23 protein-coding genes are annotated in these 24,303 nt (G+C 54.0%); 15 read left to right on the forward strand and 8 right to left on the reverse strand.

The window, feature by feature from the left end; translation table 11 throughout:
• Positions 1 to 11: 11 nt before the first annotated feature.
• Complete coding sequence (locus tag CTZ24_RS01640; protein WP_208724617.1) at positions 12 to 1,151, forward strand: SMP-30/gluconolactonase/LRE family protein; 1,140 nt, start codon at positions 12 to 14, stop codon at positions 1,149 to 1,151.
• On the opposite strand, the gene CTZ24_RS01645 is transcribed toward CTZ24_RS01640, so the two are convergent.
• Positions 1,141 to 1,680, reverse strand: coding sequence for an isochorismatase family protein (locus tag CTZ24_RS01645; protein ID WP_021184097.1), 540 nt, complete (start codon positions 1,678 to 1,680; stop codon positions 1,141 to 1,143). The two genes, CTZ24_RS01640 and CTZ24_RS01645, sit on opposite strands and share 11 nt — an antisense overlap.
• A gap of 129 nt (positions 1,681 to 1,809) precedes the next feature.
• On the opposite strand from CTZ24_RS01645, the gene CTZ24_RS01650 reads away from it, so the two are divergent.
• Both CTZ24_RS01650 and CTZ24_RS01655 read left to right on the forward strand, forming a co-directional pair.
• Entirely contained in the window at positions 1,810 to 2,640 is an 831-nt protein-coding gene (locus CTZ24_RS01650) for an AraC family transcriptional regulator (protein ID WP_208724618.1), read from the forward strand.
• 73 nt (positions 2,641 to 2,713) lie between these two features.
• The gene (locus CTZ24_RS01655) at positions 2,714 to 3,673 is read left to right on the forward strand and encodes a DMT family transporter (protein WP_021184099.1); all 960 of its coding nucleotides are present in this window, start codon (positions 2,714 to 2,716) and stop codon (positions 3,671 to 3,673) included.
• A gap of 918 nt (positions 3,674 to 4,591) precedes the next feature.
• On the opposite strand, the gene CTZ24_RS01660 is transcribed toward CTZ24_RS01655, so the two are convergent.
• A complete protein-coding gene (locus CTZ24_RS01660; protein ID WP_021184101.1) occupies positions 4,592 to 4,987 on the reverse strand; it encodes a transposase in 396 nt (131 codons plus the stop codon).
• Positions 4,988 to 5,513: 526 nt separating this feature from the next.
• Between CTZ24_RS01660 and CTZ24_RS01665 the strand changes: the two genes are divergently transcribed.
• Together CTZ24_RS01665 and CTZ24_RS01670 are read left to right on the forward strand one after the other, a co-directional pair.
• On the forward strand, positions 5,514 to 6,770 hold the full coding sequence (locus CTZ24_RS01665) for an MATE family efflux transporter (protein WP_021184102.1): 1,257 nt from the start codon (positions 5,514 to 5,516) through the stop codon (positions 6,768 to 6,770).
• An 8-nt stretch (positions 6,771 to 6,778) separates the two neighbouring features.
• Positions 6,779 to 7,729 (forward strand): ATP-grasp fold amidoligase family protein, encoded by a 951-nt coding sequence (locus CTZ24_RS01670; RefSeq protein ID WP_021184103.1) that lies wholly within the window; start codon positions 6,779 to 6,781, stop codon positions 7,727 to 7,729.
• Between the two features lie 54 nt (positions 7,730 to 7,783).
• Here the strand turns inward: CTZ24_RS01670 and CTZ24_RS01675 are convergent, their stop codons facing one another.
• Positions 7,784 to 8,065 carry a YjcB family protein gene (locus CTZ24_RS01675; RefSeq protein ID WP_013507511.1) on the reverse strand — a complete coding sequence of 94 codons (282 nt, stop codon included), beginning with the start codon at positions 8,063 to 8,065 and terminating at the stop codon, positions 7,784 to 7,786.
• A gap of 300 nt (positions 8,066 to 8,365) precedes the next feature.
• Here CTZ24_RS01675 and CTZ24_RS01680 point away from each other — a divergent pair, with 300 nt between their 5' ends.
• Complete coding sequence (locus tag CTZ24_RS01680; protein ID WP_208724619.1) at positions 8,366 to 8,782, forward strand: hypothetical protein; 417 nt, start codon at positions 8,366 to 8,368, stop codon at positions 8,780 to 8,782.
• Positions 8,783 to 8,963: 181 nt separating this feature from the next.
• On the opposite strand, the gene soxS is transcribed toward CTZ24_RS01680, so the two are convergent.
• A complete protein-coding gene (gene soxS / locus CTZ24_RS01685) occupies positions 8,964 to 9,392 on the reverse strand; it encodes a superoxide response transcriptional regulator SoxS (RefSeq protein WP_021184105.1) in 429 nt (142 codons plus the stop codon).
• Positions 9,393 to 9,475: 83 nt separating this feature from the next.
• Here soxS and soxR point away from each other — a divergent pair, with 83 nt between their 5' ends.
• The 4 genes from soxR to CTZ24_RS01705 all read left to right on the forward strand — a co-directional run bounded on the left by soxR (position 9,476) and on the right by CTZ24_RS01705 (position 14,160).
• A complete protein-coding gene (gene soxR, locus CTZ24_RS01690) occupies positions 9,476 to 9,952 on the forward strand; it encodes a redox-sensitive transcriptional activator SoxR (protein WP_013507513.1) in 477 nt (158 codons plus the stop codon).
• Between the two features lie 49 nt (positions 9,953 to 10,001).
• Positions 10,002 to 10,667 (forward strand): glutathione S-transferase family protein, encoded by a 666-nt coding sequence (locus CTZ24_RS01695; protein WP_208725482.1) that lies wholly within the window; start codon positions 10,002 to 10,004, stop codon positions 10,665 to 10,667.
• Between the two features lie 353 nt (positions 10,668 to 11,020).
• The gene (locus tag CTZ24_RS01700; RefSeq protein ID WP_208724620.1) at positions 11,021 to 12,370 is read left to right on the forward strand and encodes an NCS2 family permease; all 1,350 of its coding nucleotides are present in this window, start codon (positions 11,021 to 11,023) and stop codon (positions 12,368 to 12,370) included.
• Between the two features lie 140 nt (positions 12,371 to 12,510).
• Entirely contained in the window at positions 12,511 to 14,160 is a 1,650-nt protein-coding gene (locus CTZ24_RS01705; protein ID WP_021184108.1) for a Na+/H+ antiporter, read from the forward strand.
• Positions 14,161 to 14,175: 15 nt separating this feature from the next.
• On the opposite strand, the gene CTZ24_RS01710 is transcribed toward CTZ24_RS01705, so the two are convergent.
• Positions 14,176 to 15,078 carry a LysR family transcriptional regulator gene (locus CTZ24_RS01710; RefSeq protein ID WP_021184109.1) on the reverse strand — a complete coding sequence of 301 codons (903 nt, stop codon included), beginning with the start codon at positions 15,076 to 15,078 and terminating at the stop codon, positions 14,176 to 14,178.
• A gap of 107 nt (positions 15,079 to 15,185) precedes the next feature.
• On the opposite strand from CTZ24_RS01710, the gene CTZ24_RS01715 reads away from it, so the two are divergent.
• The 3 genes from CTZ24_RS01715 (at position 15,186) to CTZ24_RS01725 (ending at position 16,990) form a co-directional block, all read left to right on the forward strand.
• Positions 15,186 to 15,611, forward strand: coding sequence for a CidA/LrgA family protein (locus tag CTZ24_RS01715; RefSeq protein ID WP_208724621.1), 426 nt, complete (start codon positions 15,186 to 15,188; stop codon positions 15,609 to 15,611).
• Positions 15,604 to 16,299 carry an LrgB family protein gene (locus tag CTZ24_RS01720; protein WP_021184111.1) on the forward strand — a complete coding sequence of 232 codons (696 nt, stop codon included), beginning with the start codon at positions 15,604 to 15,606 and terminating at the stop codon, positions 16,297 to 16,299. The genes CTZ24_RS01715 and CTZ24_RS01720 overlap by 8 nt, the downstream gene beginning before the upstream one ends.
• Before the next feature lie 145 nt (positions 16,300 to 16,444).
• On the forward strand, positions 16,445 to 16,990 hold the full coding sequence (locus CTZ24_RS01725; protein ID WP_208724622.1) for a YfaZ family outer membrane protein: 546 nt from the start codon (positions 16,445 to 16,447) through the stop codon (positions 16,988 to 16,990).
• A gap of 215 nt (positions 16,991 to 17,205) precedes the next feature.
• On the opposite strand, the gene actP is transcribed toward CTZ24_RS01725, so the two are convergent.
• The 3 genes from actP to acs all read right to left on the reverse strand — a co-directional run bounded on the left by actP (position 17,206) and on the right by acs (position 21,375).
• Positions 17,206 to 18,858 carry a cation/acetate symporter ActP gene (gene actP / locus CTZ24_RS01730; RefSeq protein ID WP_021184113.1) on the reverse strand — a complete coding sequence of 551 codons (1,653 nt, stop codon included), beginning with the start codon at positions 18,856 to 18,858 and terminating at the stop codon, positions 17,206 to 17,208.
• On the reverse strand, positions 18,855 to 19,184 hold the full coding sequence (locus tag CTZ24_RS01735) for a DUF485 domain-containing protein (protein ID WP_208724623.1): 330 nt from the start codon (positions 19,182 to 19,184) through the stop codon (positions 18,855 to 18,857). Before CTZ24_RS01735 ends, actP begins: the two co-directional genes overlap by 4 nt.
• A 235-nt stretch (positions 19,185 to 19,419) precedes the next feature.
• Positions 19,420 to 21,375 (reverse strand): acetate--CoA ligase, encoded by a 1,956-nt coding sequence (acs, locus tag CTZ24_RS01740; RefSeq protein WP_208724624.1) that lies wholly within the window; start codon positions 21,373 to 21,375, stop codon positions 19,420 to 19,422.
• Between the two features lie 561 nt (positions 21,376 to 21,936).
• Between acs and gltP the strand changes: the two genes are divergently transcribed.
• Together gltP and murQ are read left to right on the forward strand one after the other, a co-directional pair.
• Positions 21,937 to 23,238 carry a glutamate/aspartate:proton symporter GltP gene (gene gltP / locus CTZ24_RS01745; protein ID WP_021184117.1) on the forward strand — a complete coding sequence of 434 codons (1,302 nt, stop codon included), beginning with the start codon at positions 21,937 to 21,939 and terminating at the stop codon, positions 23,236 to 23,238.
• A 145-nt stretch (positions 23,239 to 23,383) separates the two neighbouring features.
• A complete protein-coding gene (gene murQ / locus CTZ24_RS01750; RefSeq protein WP_208724625.1) occupies positions 23,384 to 24,295 on the forward strand; it encodes an N-acetylmuramic acid 6-phosphate etherase in 912 nt (303 codons plus the stop codon).
• The last annotated feature ends 8 nt before the right edge of the window (positions 24,296 to 24,303 follow it).

Raw genomic sequence — 24,303 nt, forward strand, 5'->3', positions numbered from 1 at the left:
AAGGAGCGTGAGTGAACCTCAATCGCCGTACATTTTTGCTGGCGCTGGGCGCGCTGGGCGCGCTGGGCGTAGCGCGCAATGTTCAGGCTTTTACGGCTGAAGATCCCTTGCCACTGGAGCGGGTGGTCGTTTCGCCGTGGATGGCGAATCAGGTGGCGTTAACCCGCGGTAATCTGCTGTTTCTTGGCCTGCCACGCTATGCCAAAGATAAACCGACACCTTCCCTGGCGCGACGCGAGACGGATGGCAGTTTGCGACCTTTCCCTGGCAATGGCTGGAATGAGTGGCAGCCGGGTAAAGATGGGCGCAATGCGTTTGTTTACCTTAACTCGGTACATATTTTTGCTGATGATACGGTGTGGTGTGTTGATCAGGGGTCGCTCAGTGCCGGTGTTTTTTCAGCAAAAGATGCGGTGCCACAACCCGGCGCGCAAAAGTTGGTGCAGTTGGATGCACATAGCGGCGAAATCCTGCAAATTCTGCGGTTTGACGAACGCATCCTGCCGCCAGGCGCGCAGATGAACGACCTGCGTTTTCACGGCAACGCGTTGTACATTACCGATTCCGGTCTGGGTGGCATCATTGTACACGACATGGTCAGTGGCAAAACGCTGCGTCGTTTGTCGGCTACCCCGGTGGTGAAGGCGTCGGATAAAGCGCCACCGGCGATGTTGTCTGGCATCAAAGGCAGCAAAACCTTCCATCCGCCCAATAGCGATATGATTGAAATCACCGCCGACGGTAACTGGCTTTACTGGGCGGCACCAACCGGGCCGCTTTATCGCGTGGAAACCCGTTGGCTGCAAAGTGATCTGCCTGATGAAGACATCCTGCCCCATGTTGAGCAGGTGTATGACAACAACTTCTCGGGGGGCTGCTGCATGGATTCGGCGGGCAATGTGTACTTCTCGGAAACCGTTACCCACAACATTCGGGTGTTGGCACCGTCCGGTGAAACGCGCGTCATTGCCAGTGATGTGCGGTTGTTACGGCCAGACGGCACGTTTATCAGCGCCGATCGTCAGCTTTATATTCCGGTTAAACAGCCGCTGGCAGCGCAACCGGGCGCGGCTGCGCATTTTGCCATTTATAAGCTGGCGTTGCCCGATCAGTTTCAGGGCCTCAACCTGGGCGGCCCGATTACGGGTTAACCGTCTCTGGCTGCCAGATAGCCAGCAGCTCTGCGGTCGGTCGTACCTGCACCGGGTTGCCCGGCAGGATCAGATCGGCCCAGACTTCATTATGTTGGTTGATCAGTTGCTGCGCGGTTGCCCAGGTACGATCGGCTGTGGTGTGCGCGTCGGCGGCGACGGTGATGCGATAACCCAGGCTGGCACCCACTTTGAGGGTGGTATCGACGCAATAATCAGTCGCACAACCACAGATGACAAAAGACGAAATGTCTTGCTGTTCCAGCTGCGCCGCCAGCTCGGTCTGCCAGAAGCCGTCACAGGCAGTTTTATTGACGTAAAGGGCGTGAGCCGGTTGGTGTAGCTCAGGCACAATCTGCCAGGCTTCGCTGTTCAGCTCCAGACCCGGACCGACGTGCTGGATAAAAATGACCTGATCAGCGGCGGCAATGAGCTGATTAATCCGCGCGCAACGTCCTGCCCGATCGAAACGCGGCGTTGCCAGCACCCCGTTTTGCATGTCCACCACCATCACTACCTTGCTTCCCATGATCGCCTCCTTTTATATGCCTGGGCGTCAGTGTCGCGCTGAACTTCCTCACAGGCAAAACAAATCTGTTTTGCATTTTGCCCGTCTTACGGGGCATGCTGGTGATCTTCTTTACGATGGAGGTGTGTCGTGTCAGTGGTTCCTGCAATCTTCCCGTGCGAGCGTGACCGCGCGCAATTCCAGCAATTTTCCGAGCTGCCGGGCATTGAATTGTATCAGGCGCATATCTCCCGTTATGCCTTTGAGCCGCACACCCATGAAGCGTTTGGCATTGGCACCATTGAGTCGGGTGCACAACGCTTCCGCTATCGTGGCACGCACTACACCGCACCCGAGCATTCGTTGGTGATGATGAATCCGGATGAGCTACACACCGGCGAATCCGCCTGTGAAGAGGGCTGGCGTTACCGCATGATTTACATCCATCCGGATGAGATGGACAGGCTGACCGGCGATCGCAACTGGTGGTTCAGTGAAGCGCTGCGCACCGATGCTCGTCTGGCACAGCCGTTTTCGCTGCGGCTGGCGGCTTTGTGGCAGGCTGAAACCGCGCTGGAACGCGAGGGATTGTTGGTGGAATTGCTGGAGTTGATGCGTCCATTGGCGCATCGCGGGCAATCCCGACCGGTGGAAGGAGCGCACCGTTTTGATTCGGTGAAAACGTATCTGCGAGAAAATCTCGCTGAACCGGTCAGGCTGGATGAACTGGCCGCGCTGGCGGGGTTGTCGCCGTGGCATTTTCTACGCAGTTTCCGCCAGCAGTTTCATGTCACACCACATCAGATGTTGATGGCATTCCGGCTTTATGACGCCAAGTTGCGGCTGGCACAAGGCGAAAGTGCGGCCTCGGTTGCAGCAGCCGTTGGCTTAACCGATCAGGCACATCTGACGCGTGCCTTTGCGCATCGCTATGGCATCACCCCTGGCCGTTATCAAAAACAGGTCTGGCCCGCACGCTAACCGCAATCTGCTACAAGCTTTTGCTGCTGCGTTCCGCCACACTGCGCCGGAATATCTTAATCAGGAAAAGATTATGTTGGCTGGAGTTCTGTTTGCGCTGGCGGCGGGATTGATGTGGGGGCTGATCTTTGTCGGGCCGCTGCTGGTGCCGGATTATCCCGGCACGTTGCAATCCGCCGGGCGCTATGTCGCTTTTGGTTTGATCGCCTTGCCGCTTGCCTGGCTGGATCGTCGTCGCTTGCGTCAACTGGCGCGCCAGGATTGGATTGAGGCGTTAAAGCTGTCGCTGGTGGGCAATCTGATGTATTACGCCTTTCTCGCCACCGCCATTCAGCGTACCGGCGCACCGGTAGCAACCATGATTATTGGCACCTTACCGGTGGTGATGTCGGTCACGGCTAACCTGTGTTACGGGCATCTGGAAGGGCGATTGCCCTGGCGACGGTTGATGCCTGCCTTGCTGATCATTGCCCTGGGATTGGTATGCGTCAATGCTGCGGAGTTGCAGGCACAGGGAGCAACGCTGGACTGGCCGCGCTATCTCTCCGGCCTGTTGTTGGCGGTGATGGCGGTGGGCTGTTGGACCTGGTACCCGCTACGTAATGCGCGTTGGCTGCGTAACCATCCGCAGCATAAACCCGGCAGTTGGGCGACTGCGCAAGGCCTGGTGACGTTACCCCTGGCAGTGGTGTTTTATCTGCTGGTGTGCGGACAGATCCACTGGCAACAACCTGATTTCGCGTTACCTTTTGGCCCGCAGCCTGAGGTTTTCCTGCTGTTGATGCTGGCGATAGGGTTGCTGTGCTCATGGCTCGGAACGCTGTGCTGGAATGCGGCCAGCCAGCGCCTGCCCACGGTCATTATGGGGCCGTTAATTGTGTTCGAAACCCTGTCTGGCTTGTTCTGGACTTTCCTGTGGCGACAAAGCTGGCCGCCGTTGCTGACCGCCATCGGTATCTGCTGTTTGATTATTGGCGTCATCTCGGCAATGCGTATCAAGCCGCAGCCGGTGGTAACTTCACTGGAAATTTAAGCGTAAAACGATGCCAGCCACGGGTGCTGGCATCCTGATTTGCCCCTGATTTTAAGATTATGACCAGCCAGAAATCCTGCCACTTTTGCCTTATCTGTTCTTAAGCCATACCGCGTTATAACCATTTCCTGGGCCACCAGGCAGGTTTTCAGCGCGAAACGTCATATCTGACGCCAGGCTGGCAGGGACGAGTGGATAAAATTCTCCCTGTTCTGGGGGGAAGACGCGGTGATTCGCGGGCAAAATGGGCCGTTTTGGCGGCTGAATGGTCGCTAAACAGGCATTAAACAACCGGGCCAGGTCTCTTTTTATTGCGCTCTGGCACTGAAAACCCCCTGCCGGAACCATCATTTCCTCAAGGTGTTGCTGTCTGGCTGAGACTCTTCCGCCGTGCATGTGACCGAGATTGGTTAAGTGCGGCGATGAATAGTGACGTGATATTAACTCATCCGGTATGGCTAATTGCGTTATTGTTTAGCGATGATAACGTTTCTCTTCAGGCTGATTCCTGGTATGAGTACGCCATCGGCACATGGAACTGCGGATAATATGATCACCCCCAGATAACGATAGATCCACTTAAAAGAAGAGTGGGTGTGAGAGGGATTCTGGCCTGTTGTTCATCAATGCTAAACAAAAATACCTGTTTCTGGCGAAGAGTATTAATGTTGATAAAGTAATAATGAAAGCCCCAATCTCACCTGAATGAGATTGGGAGGGACGTAAATAGCTTGAAACGCGAGACTTTTGCTGATGTGAATCAATTTTACCGCAAAAAAAGAAGTAATTTCGTGATGTTATTCATCAGGAAATAATGGTGCGAATTGTTATGTCACGAACGCCGAATTAAATGATCTTCATCTCTTCTGGTAAGAACAAATCTCAGCATTAAGTCAAATAACAACGGCCTTAATGTTGTTAGCGATTTTCTGTACCTGACGGGTAGTGGTAAACGCTGCGGCTAATATCCAGCAAGCGGCAACTGCGACGTGTGCCTATGTCGAAGGTGGTTTGCAGAAAGTTAACAGCCTGGCGTTTTTCATTGGTGGTGAAGAAATTTTTCAGCACGCTTTGCAGCATCTCCTTATCAGAGCTGAGTGTCTGCAACTCGCGGGTGAGTGTTTGAAGTTTGTCTTCTAACTCTTTGATTTTTCTTCCCTCCTCAGAAGAGAGTCCAGAGAATTTTTTCTTCCAGCTATAGAAAGTGGCTTCGGAAATGCCAAGCTCCTCACAAATCTCCCTGACTTTCACTCCTGTTTCAGAAGCTTTAATGGCATTTGTGATTTGCTCTTCGCTATATCGTGACTTTCTCATAAATGCTATTACCTTTCTTATCAATTAGTGGATGAGAATTACTGTATTAATATCTGGTACTGCAAAAACACTATTAATGCAGTATTAAAGTGCGCGATTAGAATTGCGAGGGTTAAATTAAGATATTTAGAATAAATATCATCATGGGATAAGTCTTATTTTATTCTGATTGCCATTGAACGCCTTCCTGGTGTTGGGTTTTTGATATAGATTCATTTCATCCCAAATGCGGAAAAATTATACATTCATCGGAAAAACGGCATAACCTGCTTGCAAAAACGCCAGGATATGCCAGTAGCTTTTTGGTCAATATTTTGACTGAAATCGGTTACATCCACAGGGTTTCGCGCCGGATTTAATCAGAATTATCCTGAATTCATTGTCTGAATCCTGACGCGAGTCCTCTTTTTCGGACCAGCATGGTTTGAAGATATTAATTTAAGTCAGGCCCAATTAGCGCTTGTTTAATTCTTTCAAGGACGTTGTACCGAAAGTAGTTGCAGTAAGTAATACTAAGGACGAGTTGATGAAATTAAGCGTAATGTCAAATGCCGCCTGGATGATGTCTGAGAAGATCGTCTCGGTTTTCGGCGTCATATTTGTGACTTCCTATGTGGCAAAATCCTTCGGCCCGACGGTGTTCGGCCAAATGGCGTTTTCCACCTCACTGTTTTCTATGGTGCAGACCGTAGCGATGTTTGGCACCGAAACGATACTGTTCAAAACCATCAGCAAAAGTGAGCCAAAAGGTGTGCGCCTGATGAACGTGGCACGCACGTTGCGATTTGCGCTCCTGGTATTGACCTCGGTGCCGGTGTTGATTTGGGTCTGGTACAACATGCAGGAAAACTTTCTTGCGTTTGCGCTGGCTTCGTTCATCGCTTCGGTATTCGTTACCCAGGACACGTTCAGCGTGTATAACAACGCGCGTCTGGCTTCACGGCTCAATACCATTGCCAACTCAATCGGTCTGCTGCTGGGTTTTTCACTCAGTTTCGCCATTGCCTGGTTCCGGCTCAACCCCATCTGGCTGACCTTATCGATTGTGGTGGTGACGTTGGTTCCCTACGCCATCAAACGCTACAACTTCTACCGTGAAAACCAGGAGCAGGCACCTGCACGCAGCAAACGCGGCGCTTATCTGCGTTATCTGCTGTATGCCGGTTTACCGTTGGCGATCTCCAGCATTTTTATTTCGGTACAGGTGAAAACTGCGCAGATGTTTCTGGTGGGTATCGCCTCGGCGCGTGAGCTTGGCTTGTTCGCCGCCGCCAACACCATATCGGCCTCATGGACCTTCATTCCATTGGCCATTATCACCTCCAGCTTTTCAGAGATTTTCAGGGAGCGCGGCAGCGTTGCTATCAAGCTGACGGCGCGCCTGAACGGTTATGTTTTGGGTGTTTCATTGCTCTTGTTACTTGTCATCGCCTTATACGGCGAAAAAATCATCATTGCTTTGTATGGTCACGAATACACGCAGTCAGGAAGTCTGATTACCGTGTTGTCGATAGCGTCCAGCTTCTCCGCAATGGGAACCGTGGCGTACCGCTACATGGTCAAGGAAGGAGGGTTTAACTATCTGCTCAGAAAAATTATCTGCTTGATGGCGATCAGCCTGCCGCTCTCGTGGTGGCTTATTCAGGGCTACGGCATCATGGGGGCCGCCTGGAGCGTCTTCATTACTGAACTTCTGTCCCTTACGGTGATGAATTACTTCTTCAGAAATGGCGCCATTTTTAAGATTCAAGTTTCCTCGCTCAACTACAAAACCTACAAATGAGGTTAGATATGCTCAAGTTGAAAGATGAACTCAGACGAAGTGTGCGGTATTTCATCAAAAAAATGCCCTGGGCTTACCAGGACCGTCTGTACTACTTCCGTAGGTTTCGTCGGTTACCCAATTTGCGTCAGCCCAAAGTGTTTAATGAGAAGGTGCTGTATCGCAAGTTTGTCTATGGCGATTACCAGAACTATGGTCGCCTGTCGGATAAATACTCGGTGCGTGATTACGTTGCTGAGAAGGTGGGCAGCGAATATCTGATCCCGCTGGTGTATGAAACCAGCGATCCTCATTCACTGCATACCCTGTCGAGCTGGAAAAATACGGTCATCAAACCGAACCACGGTTCGAATATGGTCGAAATCCTGTTGGAAGAGCCAGATGCGCTGAAGAAACAGCAGATCATCAGTAAATGCCAAACCTGGTTGAAAAAAGACTATGCGGATGAAGCGCGCGAGATCCACTACCGCTATATCAAACCGCGCATTCTGGTAGAAAAATACATTGGTGATGGGAAAAACGCGCCCATTGATTACAAGTTCCATATGTTTAATAAACGTGATGGCAACTTTGAATATGTGCTTCAGGTGATTTACAACCGATGTAGGCCGTTGTTATCCATGAACTTTTACGTTAACAATTTAGACGAGGCGTATCACAAGATTCGCGATACCGGCCTGGATATCTCGCCGCAAATGGCCGCGTTACAGCACGCGTTAGTCTTGAGCAAGAAGCTGGCAAGTGATTTCGATTATGTGCGCGTTGACTGGTATATCCACGAGCAGCAGGTTTTCTTTGGTGAGCTGACCTTTACGCCTGGCGCGGGGATGGTCACCGGGCTGGATCGTGGACTTAATCAGATGATGGGTGATATGTGGATTCAGGACCGTCTTGGTGCACAGACACCCGACGGAACGGTGGAGGATGTCAACATCCCGGCCGTATTGAAGAAAATTTGAAATCACACAGCAAAATAAAAAACCCCGCAACGCGGGGTTTTTTATGGGTAGCGATCAAGGCATTGGCCAGTCAGCAGGCGTCTGGCTCATCACCTCAACAAAGGCATTTTTGGAGATTTCCATAAAGTTATGCAGATTCTCCATACTGAGGGTGATCCCCATCAGGCCAGTGACAAACCAGCAGGACATACCCAGGCCGATTCCGCCGCACATCAGCGCCATCACATGGTGGCTGTTCTGACGAAAACGAATTTTCAGGGTGCTGGCGAAAAACATCATTACTGCGCTCAGCAATTCCCAGCGCATAACGATAAGACTGGTGGTTAAAGTAGCCATCTGCAACGAACCTCTATGAATCAGTAACATCCCTGACATTCATCGGACATCACTGGCGGCAGAGAAGGAAGGTCAGGGAGGCCCTTCAGGCCGTCGAACTACGCATTAAACTGTGACTTGGGTCACATTATATCATCCGATTTGAAAGTTTGAACAAAATTTATACCTGGTATGGTAGAAAAAAATTTATCGATGCTGGTAGAGGATTCGCGCGATAAATCGCGCCGCAACGACAGCATGCGGAAATTTATGGCGTAGCCACGGATTTATCGCGCACGTATCGGCAGCGTAAGGAAATTTATGGCGTTGCCACGGACTTATCGCGCACGTATCGGCAGCGTAAGGAAATTTATGGCGTTGCCACGGACTTATCGCGCACGTATCGACAGCGTGCGGAAATTTATGGCGTTGCCACGGATTTATCGCGCACGTATCGGCAGCATGCGGAAATTTATGGCGTTGCCACGGATTTATCGCGCACGTATCGGCAGCGTAAGGAAATTTATGGCGTTGCCACGGACTTATCGCGCACGTATCCGCAGCGTAAGGAAATTTATGGCGTTGCCACGGACTTATCGCGCACGTATCGACAGCGTGCGGAAATTTATGGCGTTGCCACGGATTTATCGCGCACGTATCGGCAGCATGCGGAAATTTATGGCGTTGCCACGGATTTATCGCGCACGTATCGGCAGCATGCGGAAATTTATGGCGTAGCCACGGATTTATCGCGCACGTATCGGCAGCGTAAGGAAATTTATGGCGTTGCCACGGACTTATCGCGCACGTATCGGCAGCGTGCGGAAATTTATGGCGTTACCACGGATTTGTAGCGGCGCGATTTATCGCGCACGAATAGACAGGGCAGGGAGCGCCCGCGCGGGGCGCGCAGGCAAGGTTAGCGAACCGGGCAGCACTCGCCGGTAGTACGCTGGGTAAAGCTGGCCATATTCTCGTTGCAATCAAAGCTCACCAGACGTGGGCGCTGAATCATCGCCTGGCGACGCATGGTATGGCGATACGCGGTGGGCGTTTGCGAGAACTGACGGCGAAACACGCGGGAAAAGGTTTGCTGTGAGTCGTAGCCGTACTGCATAGCGATATCAAATACCGGACGTTGTGTCTGACGCAGAGCCTCAGCGGCCAGCGTTAAGCGGCGTTCGCGGATATAACCGCCCAGCGTTTGTTTCGTCACGGTACGGAACATACGTTGCAGGTGCCATTTGGAATAACCTGATTTCGCCGCTACTTCATCAATCGACAGGGTTTTATCCAGATTCTGATCGATCCAGTGAGTCAGTGAATGAATGATTTCCTCTTGCATCATAACCACATCCTTCTGAGTAGAGATTCGAAGTTTCAATGGGGAGCGAGTATAATTCCTCAAGTTAACTTGAGGTAAAGAGCGAAATGAAAAAAGAACGCAACTACCCGAAACCGGTGCTGACGCCGGGTGAAGTGGCGAAGCGCAGCGGTGTGGCGGTGTCGGCTTTGCACTTTTACGAAACCAAAGGATTGATCTCCAGTACGCGTAATAACGGCAACCAACGGCGTTACAGCCGTGATGTGCTACGCCGCGTGGCGATCATTAAAATTGCGCAGCGCATTGGTATTCCCCTCGCCACGGTCAGCGACAGTCTGATGCATGTGCCGGCTAACAAGCGCATGTCGACCCAGGAATGGGATGCGCTGACGCAGCACTGGCGTGAGGAACTGGATAAACGCATCGAAACCCTGACGCGGCTGCGTAACGATCTTGATGGCTGTATCGGCTGTGGTTGCCTGTCAATGCGTGACTGTCCATTGCGTAACCCTGGCGACCGTTTGGGCGAGCAAGGTTCAGGGGCGGTTTTGCTCGATCCGCAACAGGACGAGCAGAAACGCTGAGGCGACATCATCTATACTTGCTGGTCCAACCATTGGTCAGGAAGCCATGATGATCACTGTTCACCATCTTGAAAATTCTCGTTCACATCGGGTGCTGTGGCTGCTGGAAGAGCTGTCAGTGCCTTATCAGATCAAACGTTACCAACGTGAAGGCACCCTGCTGGCACCCGAGTCGTTGAAGAAAGTCCATCCGTTGGGGAAATCTCCGGTGATCACCGATGGCAATCGCGTGATCGCGGAATCTGGCGCAATCCTGGAGTATCTGGCCGACAAATATGACGCCGAATATCGATTAAAGCTGTCCGATGAAGATGCGCAAATTGCGGCGCGTTACTGGCTGCATTACGCCGAGGGGTCGTTGATGCCCCTGCTGGTGATGAAACTGGTGTTCGGGCAGTTGGGTAAAAAACCGGTGCCCTGGCTGTTGCGCCCGGCCGGTAAGGCTCTGAGCGCCGGGATCCAGAAAGCCTGGCTGAACAAGCAGTTGAGATTACATGGGGATGTGATTGAACAGCACCTGAGTCAGCACCCTTACTTCGCCGGTAATCGTTTTAGCATCGCCGATATTCAGATGAGTTTTCCGCTGCTGGCGATGCGTGCGCGTACCGGCCTGCGTGATATGCCTGCCAGTCAGCACTGGCTGGAAGGGCTGGAACAACGCGCCGCCTGGCAGCGGGCGATTGAGCAGGGTGGCCCGATCAATTTCAGCCAATAATCATGTTGCGCAACCCGGCTATCATTTGGTTGCGCAACAAAAATGCGCATAAAAATTCCTATAATTTCCAGTCTGTTCCACTGAAACTCGCGCACGCCGGGGCAGCGAAACTACGTTGCATTTCTGTTATGCAATGAGGATTATCCTGTATCGATGCAGATTAGCAGTTGAAAATCTCAGGCCAATCACCGGATAATCGTTTGCCTTTTTTCTGAGTTCCCCCTTTTACGACCAGAAATACGCGACTACGTAAACGTTTGCGTTGTTTCTCCGTTGGAGAAACGTGCACCAGGATGGCAGGCAAACGTCAGTCGTGCGGCCACTCACAACAGCAAAAATTCAGAGGATTAATTATGTCTGGCGAATCTCGCCCGGCCAGTGGAAAACTGGACGGCTGGTTCAATATTTCAGCACGCGGCAGTAGCGTGCGTCAGGAAGTGCTGGCGGGCTTAACCACCTTCCTGGCGATGGTCTACTCCGTCATCGTGGTACCGGGTATGCTCGGCAAAGCGGGCTTCTCACCGACCGCGGTATTCGTCGCTACCTGCCTGGTGGCGAGTTTCGGTTCGATCATCATGGGGTTGTGGGCCAACCTGCCGATGGCGATTGGCTGCGCTATCTCGCTGACGGCGTTTACCGCCTTTAGCCTGGTGCTAGGTCAGCACATCAGCGTGCCGGTGGCGCTTGGTGCGGTGTTCCTGATGGGGCTGCTGTTCACCCTGATCTCGGTGACCGGCATCCGAGCATGGATTCTGCGCAACCTGCCAATGGGCGTAGCGCATGGTACCGGCATCGGTATTGGCCTGTTTCTGTTGCTGATCGCGGCTGACAGCGTTGGCCTGGTGGTGAAAAACCCGGCGGCGGGTTTGCCGGTTGAACTGGGCCACTTCGCCTCCTTCCCGGTGATTATGGCGCTGGTGGGTCTGGCGGCGATCTTCGGGCTGGAGAAGCGCCGTGTCCCTGGCGGCATTTTGCTGACCATTGTGGCGATCTCGATTGTCGGACTGATTTTTGATCCGGCAGTGAAATATCAGGGGCTGTTTGCCATGCCGAGCCTGAAAGATGCCAGCGGTCAGTCGCTGGTGTTCAGCCTCGATATCATGGGCGCGCTCAAACCCGCGGTGCTGCCGACGGTGCTGGCGCTGGTGATGACGGCGGTGTTTGATGCTACCGGCACCATCCGGGCGGTGGCCGGCCAGGCTAATCTGCTGGATAAATACGGCCAGATCATCAATGGTGGCCGCGCCCTGACCACCGACTCTGTCAGCAGCCTGTTTGCCGGTCTGCTGGGCGCTTCCCCGGCGGCGGTCTATATCGAATCGGCGGCCGGTACGGCGGCGGGCGGTAAAACCGGTCTGACGGCGGTGGTAGTGGGTCTGTTGTTCATGGTGATTCTGTTTATGTCGCCGCTGGCGTATCTGGTGCCGGCGTATGCTACTGCTCCGGCGCTGATGTATGTCGGTCTGCTTATGCTCAGCAACGTGGCGAAAATCGATTTCAATGATTTCGTTGATGCCATGTCCGGCCTGCTGACGGCGGTGTTTATCGTGCTGACCTGCAACATCGTCACCGGCATTATGCTCGGCTTCGCGGCATTGGTGATTGGTCGCCTGTTTGCCGGTGAGTGGCGCAAGCTGAATATCGGTACGGTGGTGATTGCTGTGGCATTGGTGGCTTTCTACGCCGGTGGCTGGGCCATCTGACCTGAAATTTTCCTGAAATCCGAATTATTCGCTTTCCTTGTACTGCCGCACGTCGGGTTTTCCCGTCGTGCGGCGTTTTGTTTTACACTTTCCTGCGCAACAAACATCGCTTTAACGAAAATGATTCGCCTAAGGAAAGCATGGAAATCTTCTTTACCATTCTCATCATGACACTGGTTGTGTCACTCTCTGGTGTTGCGGCACGTATCTTGCCGTTTCAAATCCCGCTGCCGCTGGTGCAGATCGCGGCCGGTGCAATGCTCGCCTGGCCGACCTTTGGTCTGCATGTCGATTTTGATCCCGAACTGTTTCTGGTGCTGTTTATTCCGCCCTTGCTGTTCGCCGACGGCTGGAAAACACCGATTAACGAATTTCTGCATCACGGTCGTGAGATCATCGGACTGGCGCTGGTGCTGGTGCTGATCACCGTGGTGGGTATCGGCTATCTGATTTACTGGCTGGTGCCGGGTATCCCGCTGATTCCGGCCTTTGCGCTGGCGGCGGTGCTGTCACCGACCGATGCGGTGGCGCTCTCCGGTATCGTTGGGGAAGGGCGCATCCCGAAAAAAATCATGTCGATTGTGCAGGGCGAAGCCCTGATGAACGACGCATCCGGCCTGGTGTCTCTCAAGTTTGCTGTCGCCGTGGCGATGGGCACTATGGTCTTCACCTGGGGCGGTGCCAGCGTCGAGTTCCTCAAAGTGGCGGTTGGCGGCCTGGTGGCCGGGGTCGCGGTTTGCTGGCTGTATGGCCGCTCGCTGCGTCTGCTGAGTCGCTGGAGCGGTGACGATCCGGCAACGCAGACGGTGTTATTGCTGCTGCTGCCGTTTGCCTCCTATCTGATTGCGGAACACCTTGGTGTCTCCGGGATCCTCGCGGCAGTGGCGGCCGGTATGACCATCACCCGTTCCGGTATCATCCGCCAGGCTCCGCTGGCGATGCGTTTACGCGCCAACAGCGTGTGGCAGATGCTGGAATTTGTCTTCAACGGCATGGTGTTCCTGATGCTCGGCCTGCAACTGCCGGACATTATTGAAACCTCGGTGGCACAGGCCAACGCCGATCCCAATGTCGAGCTGTGGATGCTGTTCACCGACATCGTGTTGGTGTATGCCGCGCTGATGGTGGTGCGTTTTGGCTGGCTGTGGATGATGAAACGCGCCAGCCTGCGTTTCCTCAAGAAAAAGCCGCTGGAATTTGCCAGCTACTCCCTGCGCGAACTGCTGATTGCCTCGTTTGCCGGGGTGCGCGGGGCGATTACCCTTGCCGGTGTGCTGTCAATTCCTCTGTTCCTCAGCAACGGTGACCCGTTCCCGGCGCGCTACGAGTTGGTATTCCTCTCTACCGGCGTGATCCTGTTTTCGCTGCTGGTTGGTGTGGTGCTGTTACCCATCCTGCTGCGCGGCATGGAGAGCACCGATAAAGCAGGCCATCGACGCGAAATTCAAAGCGCGCGTGCCGCGATGGCCAGCGTGGCGATCGAAAGCCTGCAAAAGATGGAAGCCCGGCTGGAAAAAGACACCGAAGAAAACATCGATCCGGAGCTGTTGAAAGAGGTCAGCCTGCGGGTGATTGGCAATCTGCGCCGTCGCGTGGTCGGGAAAGAGGAGCTGGAGCAGGCGCTGTTTGCGGAGAACCTTGAACGCCGCTTCCGTCTGACGGCGATCCGCGCCGAGCGCGCCGAGGTGTATCACCTGCGCGCCACCCAGCAAATCTCCAACGAAACCATGCAGAAATTGTTGCGCGATCTCGACCTGCTGGAAGCCTTGCTGATCGAGAAAGAAGAGTAACCGCTGCGCCGCGAATCAGACTGAGATTCGCGGCGCATTATCCGGCCAGTGCTCACGACAGCAGGCAATCCACGCCTGAGCGCTACGTGACAAATAACTGCCTTCCCGCCAGATCAATCCCAGGCTCCACTTCAGCTCTGATTCCAGCGGCAGCCACAGCAGTGATTGCTTATCCAGCCGTTGGCAAATCGGTTCCGGCAGGATCGCCAACCCCATTTCCGCCTGCACCATCGCGGCGAGGAAGTCCCATTGACCGCTGCGCACCGCGATATTTGCCGTCAACCCAAGACGATGAAAGGCCTTCATTAACTGGCGATTGAGCGAAAATTCTTCGTTGAAAATCAGCAACGGATGTTCCGCCAGCTCACCCAGCCCCAGATGGGTACGATTGAGCCAGGGCGCGGTGCGCGGCAGCAAAACGCATAACGGATGGTGCATCAACTCCAGTGTATTCAGTGGCAAATCGGCGTCGACCGGCAGCGCCGTCAGCGCGATATCGAGGCTGCCATCCAGCACCGCCTGCTGCACCGTCAGGCCGCCAAACTCGGCGATTTTCAGTTCCACACCCGGATAACGACGGCGGAAGGCAGAGATGGAACCGGCAATTTGCATCCCCACCATTGGCGGAATGCCCAACCGCAGCTCGCCGGTCTTCAGTTGGGTGATGTCACCGATCTCAGCTTCCAGTTGGTGAAACTCCTGCAAAATCGCCAACCCACGCTGATAAACCGCCTGGCCGCTATCGGTAAGATGCAGCTTGCGACCGTCGCGCAGCAGCAGCGTGCAGCCCAGCTCCTCTTCCAGTTGGCGCAGCATTTTACTGATGGTGGGCTGTGTGACGTAAAGCTTCTGCGCGGCGCGGGTGAAGCTTTGTTGGCGCACCACTTCGGTAAAGTAGCGCAGGGCGCGGACGTCCATAGAAGTATTCCTGATTGGCATAGTTTGAATAATATTAATTCATTTTTTTCACACTCTGCCTGCGTTTTATACTGAACACCTGATTTATTTACGGGGGAGTGAGGAAAATGGCGTTCGCATTGAGTCCGCGCAGAACGGACATCCTGCAACGTATTTTCGTCCCGCTACAGTTGGTGCTGTACGTGGGATTGTTTATCGCCAGCGATAAACTGGTGGGTTGGCTGCATTTGCCGCTGCCTGCCAATGTCGTCGGCATGTTGCTGTTGTTGGTGTTGATTATCACGCGCGTGATACCGCTGCGCTGGGTGAAGGCGGGCGCTAACTGGCTGCTGGCCGAGATGTTGTTATTCTTTGTCCCGGCGGTGGTGGCGGTGGTGAACTACAGCGATTTGTTGCGCAGCGAGGGTTGGCGCATCTGTCTGGTGATTGGCATCAGCACCCTGTTGGTGTTGGCGGCGACCTCGCTGGTGGTTGATCGCGTTTACCGTTTTGAAATGGCGCGTGCAGCGCGTAAGCAGGCGCATCATGAATGATCTGATCATTAGCCTGCTTTGTCTGGCGCTGACGCTGCTGGTTTATTACCTCAACAAACGTTTGTACCAGCGCTGGCGCACTTTGCTGCTGATGCCGTTGGTGATGACGCCGCTGGTGTTGGTGGTACTGCTGCTGATTACCCATGTGAGCTGGAAAGATTACATCGCCGAAAGCCACTGGCTGCTGTGGCTGCTTGGCCCGGCAACGCTGGCCTTTGCGGTGCCGGTGTATGAAAACCAGGAGATTATCAAACGCCACTGGTTATCGCTCAGTTTGGGGGTGGCGACCGCGACGCTGGTGTCGGTGTGCAGTTCGGTGTGGCTGGCGCGTTTGCTTACTCTGCCGGAATCTATTCAGCGCAGCCTGGCCGTGCGCTCCATCACCACGCCGTTTGCACTGGCGGCGGCGAAACCGATTGGCGGTCAGCCGGATCTGGTGGCGCTGTTTGTGGTGATCACCGGGGTGTTTGGCATGGCGGTAGGGGATTTTCTGTTCCTGCGTATCGCGATCAAACAGGGTGTGGCGAAGGGGGCCGGTTTCGGCGCTGCCTCGCACGGTGCTGGTACGGCGCGCGCTTACCAGATAGGTCAGCAGGAAGGGGTGGTTTCCAGCCTGGTGATGATGCTTTCTGGTGTGGTGACGGTGATCCTTGCCCCCTTGCTGGGGCATCTGATGTGGCAGGCGTAATCTGCCAAATTAACGGCCCGCAAGGGCCGTTTTGCATGTTGCTGTCATTCCTGTTTACGTAAAGCTTGCCAAATAAAGTTGTTTCCTGCCGCCTGGCTGTTTACCCTTTCCGCCGAATTGATTGTCCTTCATGGAGTGGAATTACATGTTAAAGCAACTTGTTACAGGAAGCGTACTGGGTCTGGCTCTGCTGAGCAGCGGCGCGCAGGCGATTGAGGGCAGTGTTGACGTGGGTGAACACACCACCAACCTCAACCTTGGCCTCGGTACCAACTCACCGGGTCTGTTCCTTAATGGCAACTGGCTGCGCAGCGATCATGATGGCAGCACTTACGGTTTGGGTCTGGGTTACAACGTTGATTTTGGTAACCTGCGTCTGGCTCCGACGGCGAAAGCGCTGTTTACCCACCCGGAAGATGGTAAAGACGGATTTGCCGTGGCACTGGGTGCGGGTGCGCAGTACAACTTCAATAGCATGTGGGGCCTGTATGGTGGCTACTACTATGCACCGGAATCCTTCTCTGATCATCTCGACAGCTACCAGGAAGTGTCTGGCGGCCTGAGCTTCACCCCGATCTCGCTGTTGAACGTACGTGTGGGTTATCAGTATATCGAGCTGAACAACAAAGGCAGCCGTAAAGACAACGTGCTGGCCGATGGCCCGTATGTTGGGGCGTCACTGCGTTTTTAATCCTCTGCGGTTAGAGTCATCTGCGCGTTGTGACCCGCACCCCGGCCCTCTCCCATAAGGGAGAGGGCGGTGTGCGATATGCCAGTTTTGCACGGACCATTCCCTCTCCCATAAGGGAGAGGGAGGGGTACCATATATTCCCTCTCCCATAAGGGAGAGGGAGGGGTACCATATATTCCCTCTCCCACTTGTGGGAGAGGGCTAGGGTGAGGGCGTCAGTGCGCTTTCCCCTGTGAAATCCCCACACCGGTTTGAGAACGAATAAACTGTCCACGGAAGCGTTGACGTTCAATGGCCCCCTGTTCCGAATGATCGGTAATGGAAAACAGCCAGGTGCCGATAAACGCGGCCAGTATTGAGAACAACGCCGGATACTCATACGGATAGATCGGCGCAGCATGCCCTAATACCTGCACCCAGATGGTGGGGCCAAGAATCATCAGCACCACCGCCGTCAGCAAGCCCAGCCAGCCTCCAATCATTGCGCCGCGTGTGGTCAGCTTCGACCAGTACATCGACAGCAAAATAATCGGGAAGTTACAGCTGGCCGCGATAGAGAACGCCAGGCCGACCATAAAGGCGATATTCTGCTTCTCAAACAAAATCCCCAACGCAATCGCTACGATGCCAAGCACCAGCACCGTGACTTTCGAGACATGCAGTTCCTCGCGTTCGGTGGCCTTGCCTTTGCGGATCACGCTGGCATACAGGTCATGAGAAACCGCAGAAGCCCCCGCCAGCGTTAACCCGGCCACCACCGCCAGAATGGTGGCGAATGCCACAGCAGAGATAAAGCCAAGGAACAGGCTGCCACCCACTGCATCCGCCAGATGGACTGCCGCCATATTGGTGCCGCCAATCAGCGCGCCGCTGGCATCTTTAAAGGCGGGATTGGCCCCTACCAGCAAGATCGCGCCGAAGCCGATAATAAAGGTCAGGAAGTAGAAATAGCCCATAAAGCCGGTGGCCCAAAACACGCTCTTACGCGCCTCACGAGCATCGGCTACCGTAAAGAAGCGCATCAGGATATGTGGCAATCCGGCAGTACCAAACATCAGGGCCAGTCCGAGCGACAGCGCTGAAATCGGATCTTTCACCAACCCACCAGGCTGCATAATGGCTGAGCCTTTCGGGTGTACTGCCATCGCTTCAGTAAACAGCGTGTTGAAGCTGAAACCTGCGGTTTTCATCACCATGACAGCCATAAAGGTGGCACCGAACAGCAGCAGCACCGCTTTGATAATCTGCACCCAGGTGGTCGCCAGCATGCCGCCGAACAGCACATACATCACCATCAGGATGCCCACCAGAATGACCGCGACATGGTAATTGAGGCCGAACAGGAGCTGAATCAGCTTACCGGCACCAACCATCTGCGCAATCAGATACAGCGCCACCACCACCAGTGAACCACAGGCGGAAAGGGTGCGAATGGGTTTTTGCTCCAGACGATAGGAGGCCACGTCAGCAAAGGTATAGCGACCAAGGTTGCGTAAACGCTCGGCAATCAGAAACAGGATCATCGGCCAGCCCACCAGAAAGCCGAGCGAATAGATCAGGCCGTCATAACCGGAGGTGTAAACCAGGGCGGAGATGCCGAGAAACGAGGCTGCGGACATATAATCGCCTGCCATCGCCAGCCCGTTCTGAAAACCGGTGATATTGCCGCCTGCGGTATAGTAATCGCTGCGAGAACGGGTACGTTTGGAAGCCCAATACGTAATCCCGAGGGTCGCGGCGACGAACACCACAAACATAATAATGGCGCCGTAATTGATGGGTTGTTTCTGCACCGCACCGGTAATGGCATCGGCGGCAAAGGCGCTGATGGGGGCGGCGGCGAGGAACAGTGGGAGCAGACGCTTCATGATTTCACCTCGCGCAGAATTTGTTGGGTCAGACGATCAAATTCACTGTTGGCACGCCAGACATAAATTCCCGTCAGCACAAAAGAGATCACAATCAGGCCGACGCCGATGGGGATACCTCGCGTGACGTTAGTGCCGGGATGGAGTGGCGTACCGAGCCAGGCGGGGGCGAAGGCGATCAGCAGGATAAAACCGACATATAACACCAGCATGATCAGGCTGAGCACCAGCGCAAAGGACTGGCGTTTATGCACCAGCTCCTGAAAGCGCGGATTGCTCTCGATTTGTTGCCACACAGCTTCCTGTTGGTTTACGGCTTCGTTCATCACAGTTTCTCCAGAGGCAAGGCAGGCAGTAACCTCACCGGAAAGTGATGTTAACTGACTGAATGTTCTAATTATTTAGTAAATGCGATGTTGACGAGTACGACGGAGGGCAGGGTTGACGATGCGGAGCCTGTGGGGACAGGCTGAACCGCATTGCCGGGTTATATTCGTAGCGGCGCGATTATCAGTACGGCGCGCGATAAATTGCGCCGCTACGTATTTATCAGATGACTATTTACGGCATTTTTATCGACTGTTTCTCTTCCAGTAATTTTTCTACCACGCCTGGATCGGCCAGCGTCGAAGTATCGCCCAGATTACTGGTATCACCGGTGGCAATCTTACGCAGGATACGGCGCATGATTTTGCCGGAGCGGGTTTTCGGCAGCGAGTCGGTCCAGTGCAGCACGTCCGGGGTGGCAATCGGGCCAATCTCTTTACGCACCCAGTTACGTACTTCGGTGTAGAGCTCTGGCGACGGCTCCTCGCCGTGATTCAGCGTAATGTAAGCATAGATCGCCTGACCTTTAATGCTGTGTGGAATCCCCACCACCGCCGCTTCAGCAATCTTCGGATGTGACACCAGCGCTGATTCAATTTCTGCGGTGCCGAGGCGGTGACCGGAGACGTTCAGCACGTCATCAACACGCCCGGTGATCCAGTAGTAACCATCTTCATCCCGGCGTGCGCCGTCACCGCTGAAGTAACGGTGCTTGAAGGTGGAGAAGTAGGTCTGCTCGAAACGTTCATGATCGCCAAACAAGGTACGTGCCTGGCCCGGCCATGAATCAATAATCACCAGGTTGCCTTCCGTCGCGCCATCCAGGGTATTGCCTTCGTTATCGACCAGCGCCGGTTGCACACCGAAGAACGGTTTAGTGGCGGAACCTGCTTTCAACTCGATAGCGCCCGGCAGTGGGGTGATCATGAAACCACCGGTTTCGGTCTGCCACCAGGTATCGACAATCGGGCAGCGGCCATCACCAATCTTGTTGTAGTACCACTCCCAGGCTTCCGGGTTAATCGGCTCACCCACCGAACCCATAATGCGCAGGCTGCTGCGGTTAGTCCCTTCAATCGCCTTGTCGCCTTCGGCCATCAGCGCGCGAATCGCGGTGGGGGCGGTGTAGAGCAGGGTCACTTTGTGTTTATCGACCACTTCCGCCATGCGGCTCGGCTTCGGCCAGTTCGGCACACCTTCAAACATCAGCGTGGTAGCACCACACGCCAGTGGACCATAAATCAGATAGCTGTGTCCGGTAACCCAGCCGACATCGGCGGTGCACCAGTAAACGTCTTCCGGATGATAATCAAAAACATACTTAAAAGTGGTAGCGGCATACACCAGATAGCCCCCGGTGGTATGCAGCACGCCTTTTGGCTTACCGGTAGAGCCGGAGGTATAGAGAATAAACAGCGGATCTTCGGCATTCATCGCTACCGCTTGATGCTGGTCGCTGGCACCTGCCATCAGGTCATGCCACCACAGGTCACGGCCTTCGCGCCAGCCGGTATCTTTACCGGTGCGTTGGAATACCACCACGTTCTTCACGCTGGTGACATTCGGGTTATTCAGGGCATCATCCACGTTTTTCTTCAGCGCAATGCTGCGTCCGGCGCGAATGCCTTCATCGGCGGTAATCACCAATTTGGCGTTTGAATCGATGATGCGTCCGGCGACGGCCTCTGGTGAGAAACCGCCAAAAATCACCGAATGCACCGCTCCGATGCGCGCGCAGGCCAGCATGGCAATCGCGGCTTCCGGCACCATTGGCATATAGATGGCGATCACATCGCCTTTCTTCACACCCAGGTTGCCGAGCACGTTGGCAAAACGACACACCTCAGCGTGTAACTGACGGAAAGTCAGGGTTTTGCTTTCGTTGGCGTCATCACCTTCCCAGATGATGGCAGGATGGTCGCCACGGGTTTGCAGGTGACGATCAAGGCAGTTGGCCGCGAGGTTGAGCGTGCCATCTTCATACCAGCGAATGGCGATATTACCCGGCGCAAAGGAGGTGTTCTTCACTTTGCTATAGGGAGTAATCCAGTCGAGAATTTTGCCTTGCTCGCCCCAAAAGGTTTCGGGATCGTCAACCGACTGTTGGTACATCGCTGCATATTGCTCTGCATTAATCAGGGCGTTCTCGGCAATCGCAGCAGGAACGGGATGCTTGTGAATTTGGCTCATGGCTGACCTCCTTGAAGATGTTAATCATATGTCAATCAATGGTTAATTGAAGCCCGGCCCTGCGGCTTTGTTTCGGTTTTGCAGACTGGATCACGGCCTAAGCCTGTGGGTATTCGTTTGGCAAATATCATGGAATCATCAGGCGCAGCAGGTGCTAACTCTGAGAAATTTCTGAACAAAATATCAGCAAACGCGCCCGGCTGCTTTTTACGCGATTTTGCATAGCTATGCGGAAAATTATCGAATTAAAACTTTTCATAACAGCGGGTTATGGTTTTCTCCCCGGATCAGCATTTTATGCTACAGCGCAGGATAAGAATTAAGCGAACCCGCCAGGGGTTGCATTTACCGTAGTGAAAATGGTACTTATCTCGCCCCTGGCAAGCCAGTATCCACTCAGGCTGCATCACAGGACGCGTGCAAAATGTGCGCAAGGTAGTATCGGATGCAGTCCATAATAACCCTCTATTTTATCGGGCTTTTGCTCACTTCCCTGTGTGTTTCGTCTTCTGCTCCTTCGCAGCAGAGCAAAGGGGTTTTAACTGAGGAAAGTAACGCGTTATGAAAGGTTTTAAACTCAGCCTCGCCTGGCAGATATTGATTGCGCTGATTCTGGGCGTCGTGGTCGGTACGGTGTTGCATAATCAACCGGACGATCGTGAATGGTTAATCACCAATATTCTCAGCCCGGCGGGCGACATCTTCATTCATCTGATTAAGATGATTGTGGTGCCGATTGTGGTTTCGTCATTGATTGTCGGCATTGCTGGCGTGGGCGATGCGAAAAAACTCGGACGTATTGGCGTCAAAACCATTGTCTATTTTGAAGTGATCACCACCATTGCCATTGTGGTCGGCATCACGCTGGCCAACGTATTCCAACCCGGCAGCGGCATTGATATGTCAACGCTGGCAACGGTGGACATCTCTAAATACGAAGCCACAACGCAGGCGGTGCAGGGTGCACCGCACAGCCTGGTCACCACCATTTTGTCACTGATCCCGCAGAACATTTTTGCCTCGCTGGTGAAGGGTGACATGCTGCCGATTATCTTCTTCTCGGTGTTGTTTGGTCTGGGGCTGTCGTCTCTGCCTGCGGAACATCGCGATCCGCTGGTGGGGCTGTTCCGTTCGGTTTCTGAAACCATGTTTAAAGTGACGCATATGATCATGCGTTACGCACCGGTCGGCGTATTTGCGTTGATTGCCGTCACCATTGCTAACTTCGGCTTCGCCTCACTATGGCCGCTCGCCAAGCTGGTGTTGTTGGTGTATGTGGCGATTCTGTTTTTCGCCTTTGTGGTGCTGGGGGCGGTGGCGCGCTTCTGCAAACTGCGTATCACCACCCTGATGCGCATTTTGAAAGATGAACTGATTCTGGCTTACTCCACCTCCAGCTCAGAAACCGTGTTGCCGCGCATCATGCAGAAGATGGAAGCCTATGGCGCGCCGAAGGCTATCACCAGCTTTGTGGTGCCAACCGGTTATTCGTTCAACCTTGACGGCTCAACGCTGTACCAGAGCATTGCGGCGATCTTCATTGCTCAGTTGTATGGCATTGACCTGTCGCTGACCGATGAAATCATCCTGGTGCTGACGTTGATGGTGACCTCCAAAGGGATTGCAGGCGTACCGGGCGTCTCTTTCGTGGTGCTGCTGGCAACGCTGGGGAGTGTCGGGATTCCGTTGGAAGGTCTGGCGTTTATTGCCGGTGTTGACCGTATTATGGATATGGCGCGTACCGCGTTGAACGTGATCGGTAACGCGCTGGCGGTACTGGTGATCGCCCGTTGGGAAAACCAGTTCGACACCGAACAAGCCGCCGCTTACGAGCTTAAGTTACGTACGCAAAACGCTGCGTAACCTGCCTCTCATAAACCCGCCATCTGGCGGGTTTTTTTATTCCTGCGCCGGGCAAAACGGAAAAATTTCCCTTTCCACCAGGTGAATTAACAATTCAGTTTGATATATAGTTTCAAGAATAAATTATTCTCTTAGCGGAACCTGTATGAAAATCGATCTCAGCCAGATGATTACTGAGGGGCGTAACCCGGCCAGCCAACAGATTGATGAGCTGTCGACGGAAGCGATGCTGCGCGTTATCAATGACGAAGATAAGAAAGTGGCGCTGGCGGTAGAAGCGATTGTGCCTCAGATTGCCGAGGTGGTGAATGCCATCACCGCCGCCTTCAGTCAGGGTGGTCGTCTCATCTATTGCGGAGCGGGTACCTCAGGTCGTCTCGGGATCCTCGATGCCAGTGAATGCCCACCTACCTTTGGCACCCCGCGCAGCCAGGTGGTAGGGCTGATCGCCGGAGGTCACACCGCAATTTTGCAGGCGGTGGAAAATGCCGAGGATAATAATGAGCAAGGTGCGCAGGATCTGCGTGATATCCAGTTCAGTAGCAAAGATGTGTTGGTAGGCATCGCCGCCAGCGGTCGCACGCCTTACGTGCTGGGCGCCCTCGATTATGCCAAACAGGTGGGAGCTTTTAGTGCCGCCTTAACCTGCAACCCGAACAGCGCGATGGCGCAGGTGGCCGATGTGGCACTGACCCCAGTGGTGGGGCCGGAAGTGGTCACCGGTTCTTCGCGTATGAAAGCGGGCACAGCGCAAAAGCTGGTACTGAATATGTTGACCACCGGCGCGATGATCCGTAGCGGCAAGGTGTACGGCAACCTGATGGTGGATGTCGAAGCGACTAACCAGAAGCTGGTACAGCGGCAGATTAATATCGTTAAACAGGCAACCGAATGCGATGACGCTACTGCGCAGCAGGCGCTGGCGGCCTGCCAGGGACACTGCAAAACCGCGATTGTGATGGTACTCGCCGGTTTGCCGGCGGCAGAAGCACAAGCGCTGCTCAGCCACAACAATGGCTTTATTCGCCAGGCATTGCGCGAGGTGCCGTTGCGTTAATGGAAGGG

The sequence above is a fragment of the Pantoea phytobeneficialis genome (genome assembly GCF_009728735.1).
Taxonomy (GTDB): domain Bacteria; phylum Pseudomonadota; class Gammaproteobacteria; order Enterobacterales; family Enterobacteriaceae; genus Pantoea; species Pantoea phytobeneficialis.

Coding starts and splice junctions, on each gene's coding strand:
- soxS (WP_021184105.1), bottom strand. CDS start 9,392: ATGATGCAAGAGGAAATCATTCATTCACTGACTCACTGGATCGATCAG.
- CTZ24_RS01725 (WP_208724622.1), top strand. CDS start 16,445: ATGTTAAAGCAACTTGTTACAGGAAGCGTACTGGGTCTGGCTCTGCTG.
- CTZ24_RS01700 (WP_208724620.1), top strand. CDS start 11,021: ATGTCTGGCGAATCTCGCCCGGCCAGTGGAAAACTGGACGGCTGGTTC.
- CTZ24_RS01680 (WP_208724619.1), top strand. CDS start 8,366: ATGGCGTTGCCACGGACTTATCGCGCACGTATCGGCAGCGTAAGGAAA.
- CTZ24_RS01715 (WP_208724621.1), top strand. CDS start 15,186: ATGGCGTTCGCATTGAGTCCGCGCAGAACGGACATCCTGCAACGTATT.
- CTZ24_RS01660 (WP_021184101.1), bottom strand. CDS start 4,987: ATGAGAAAGTCACGATATAGCGAAGAGCAAATCACAAATGCCATTAAA.
- CTZ24_RS01705 (WP_021184108.1), top strand. CDS start 12,511: ATGGAAATCTTCTTTACCATTCTCATCATGACACTGGTTGTGTCACTC.
- CTZ24_RS01720 (WP_021184111.1), top strand. CDS start 15,604: ATGAATGATCTGATCATTAGCCTGCTTTGTCTGGCGCTGACGCTGCTG.
- actP (WP_021184113.1), bottom strand. CDS start 18,858: ATGAAGCGTCTGCTCCCACTGTTCCTCGCCGCCGCCCCCATCAGCGCC.
- soxR (WP_013507513.1), top strand. CDS start 9,476: ATGAAAAAAGAACGCAACTACCCGAAACCGGTGCTGACGCCGGGTGAA.
- CTZ24_RS01675 (WP_013507511.1), bottom strand. CDS start 8,065: ATGGCTACTTTAACCACCAGTCTTATCGTTATGCGCTGGGAATTGCTG.
- CTZ24_RS01710 (WP_021184109.1), bottom strand. CDS start 15,078: ATGGACGTCCGCGCCCTGCGCTACTTTACCGAAGTGGTGCGCCAACAA.
- murQ (WP_208724625.1), top strand. CDS start 23,384: ATGAAAATCGATCTCAGCCAGATGATTACTGAGGGGCGTAACCCGGCC.
- CTZ24_RS01735 (WP_208724623.1), bottom strand. CDS start 19,184: ATGAACGAAGCCGTAAACCAACAGGAAGCTGTGTGGCAACAAATCGAG.
- CTZ24_RS01665 (WP_021184102.1), top strand. CDS start 5,514: ATGAAATTAAGCGTAATGTCAAATGCCGCCTGGATGATGTCTGAGAAG.
- CTZ24_RS01655 (WP_021184099.1), top strand. CDS start 2,714: ATGTTGGCTGGAGTTCTGTTTGCGCTGGCGGCGGGATTGATGTGGGGG.
- acs (WP_208724624.1), bottom strand. CDS start 21,375: ATGAGCCAAATTCACAAGCATCCCGTTCCTGCTGCGATTGCCGAGAAC.
- CTZ24_RS01695 (WP_208725482.1), top strand. CDS start 10,002: ATGATCACTGTTCACCATCTTGAAAATTCTCGTTCACATCGGGTGCTG.
- gltP (WP_021184117.1), top strand. CDS start 21,937: ATGAAAGGTTTTAAACTCAGCCTCGCCTGGCAGATATTGATTGCGCTG.
- CTZ24_RS01670 (WP_021184103.1), top strand. CDS start 6,779: ATGCTCAAGTTGAAAGATGAACTCAGACGAAGTGTGCGGTATTTCATC.
- CTZ24_RS01645 (WP_021184097.1), bottom strand. CDS start 1,680: ATGGGAAGCAAGGTAGTGATGGTGGTGGACATGCAAAACGGGGTGCTG.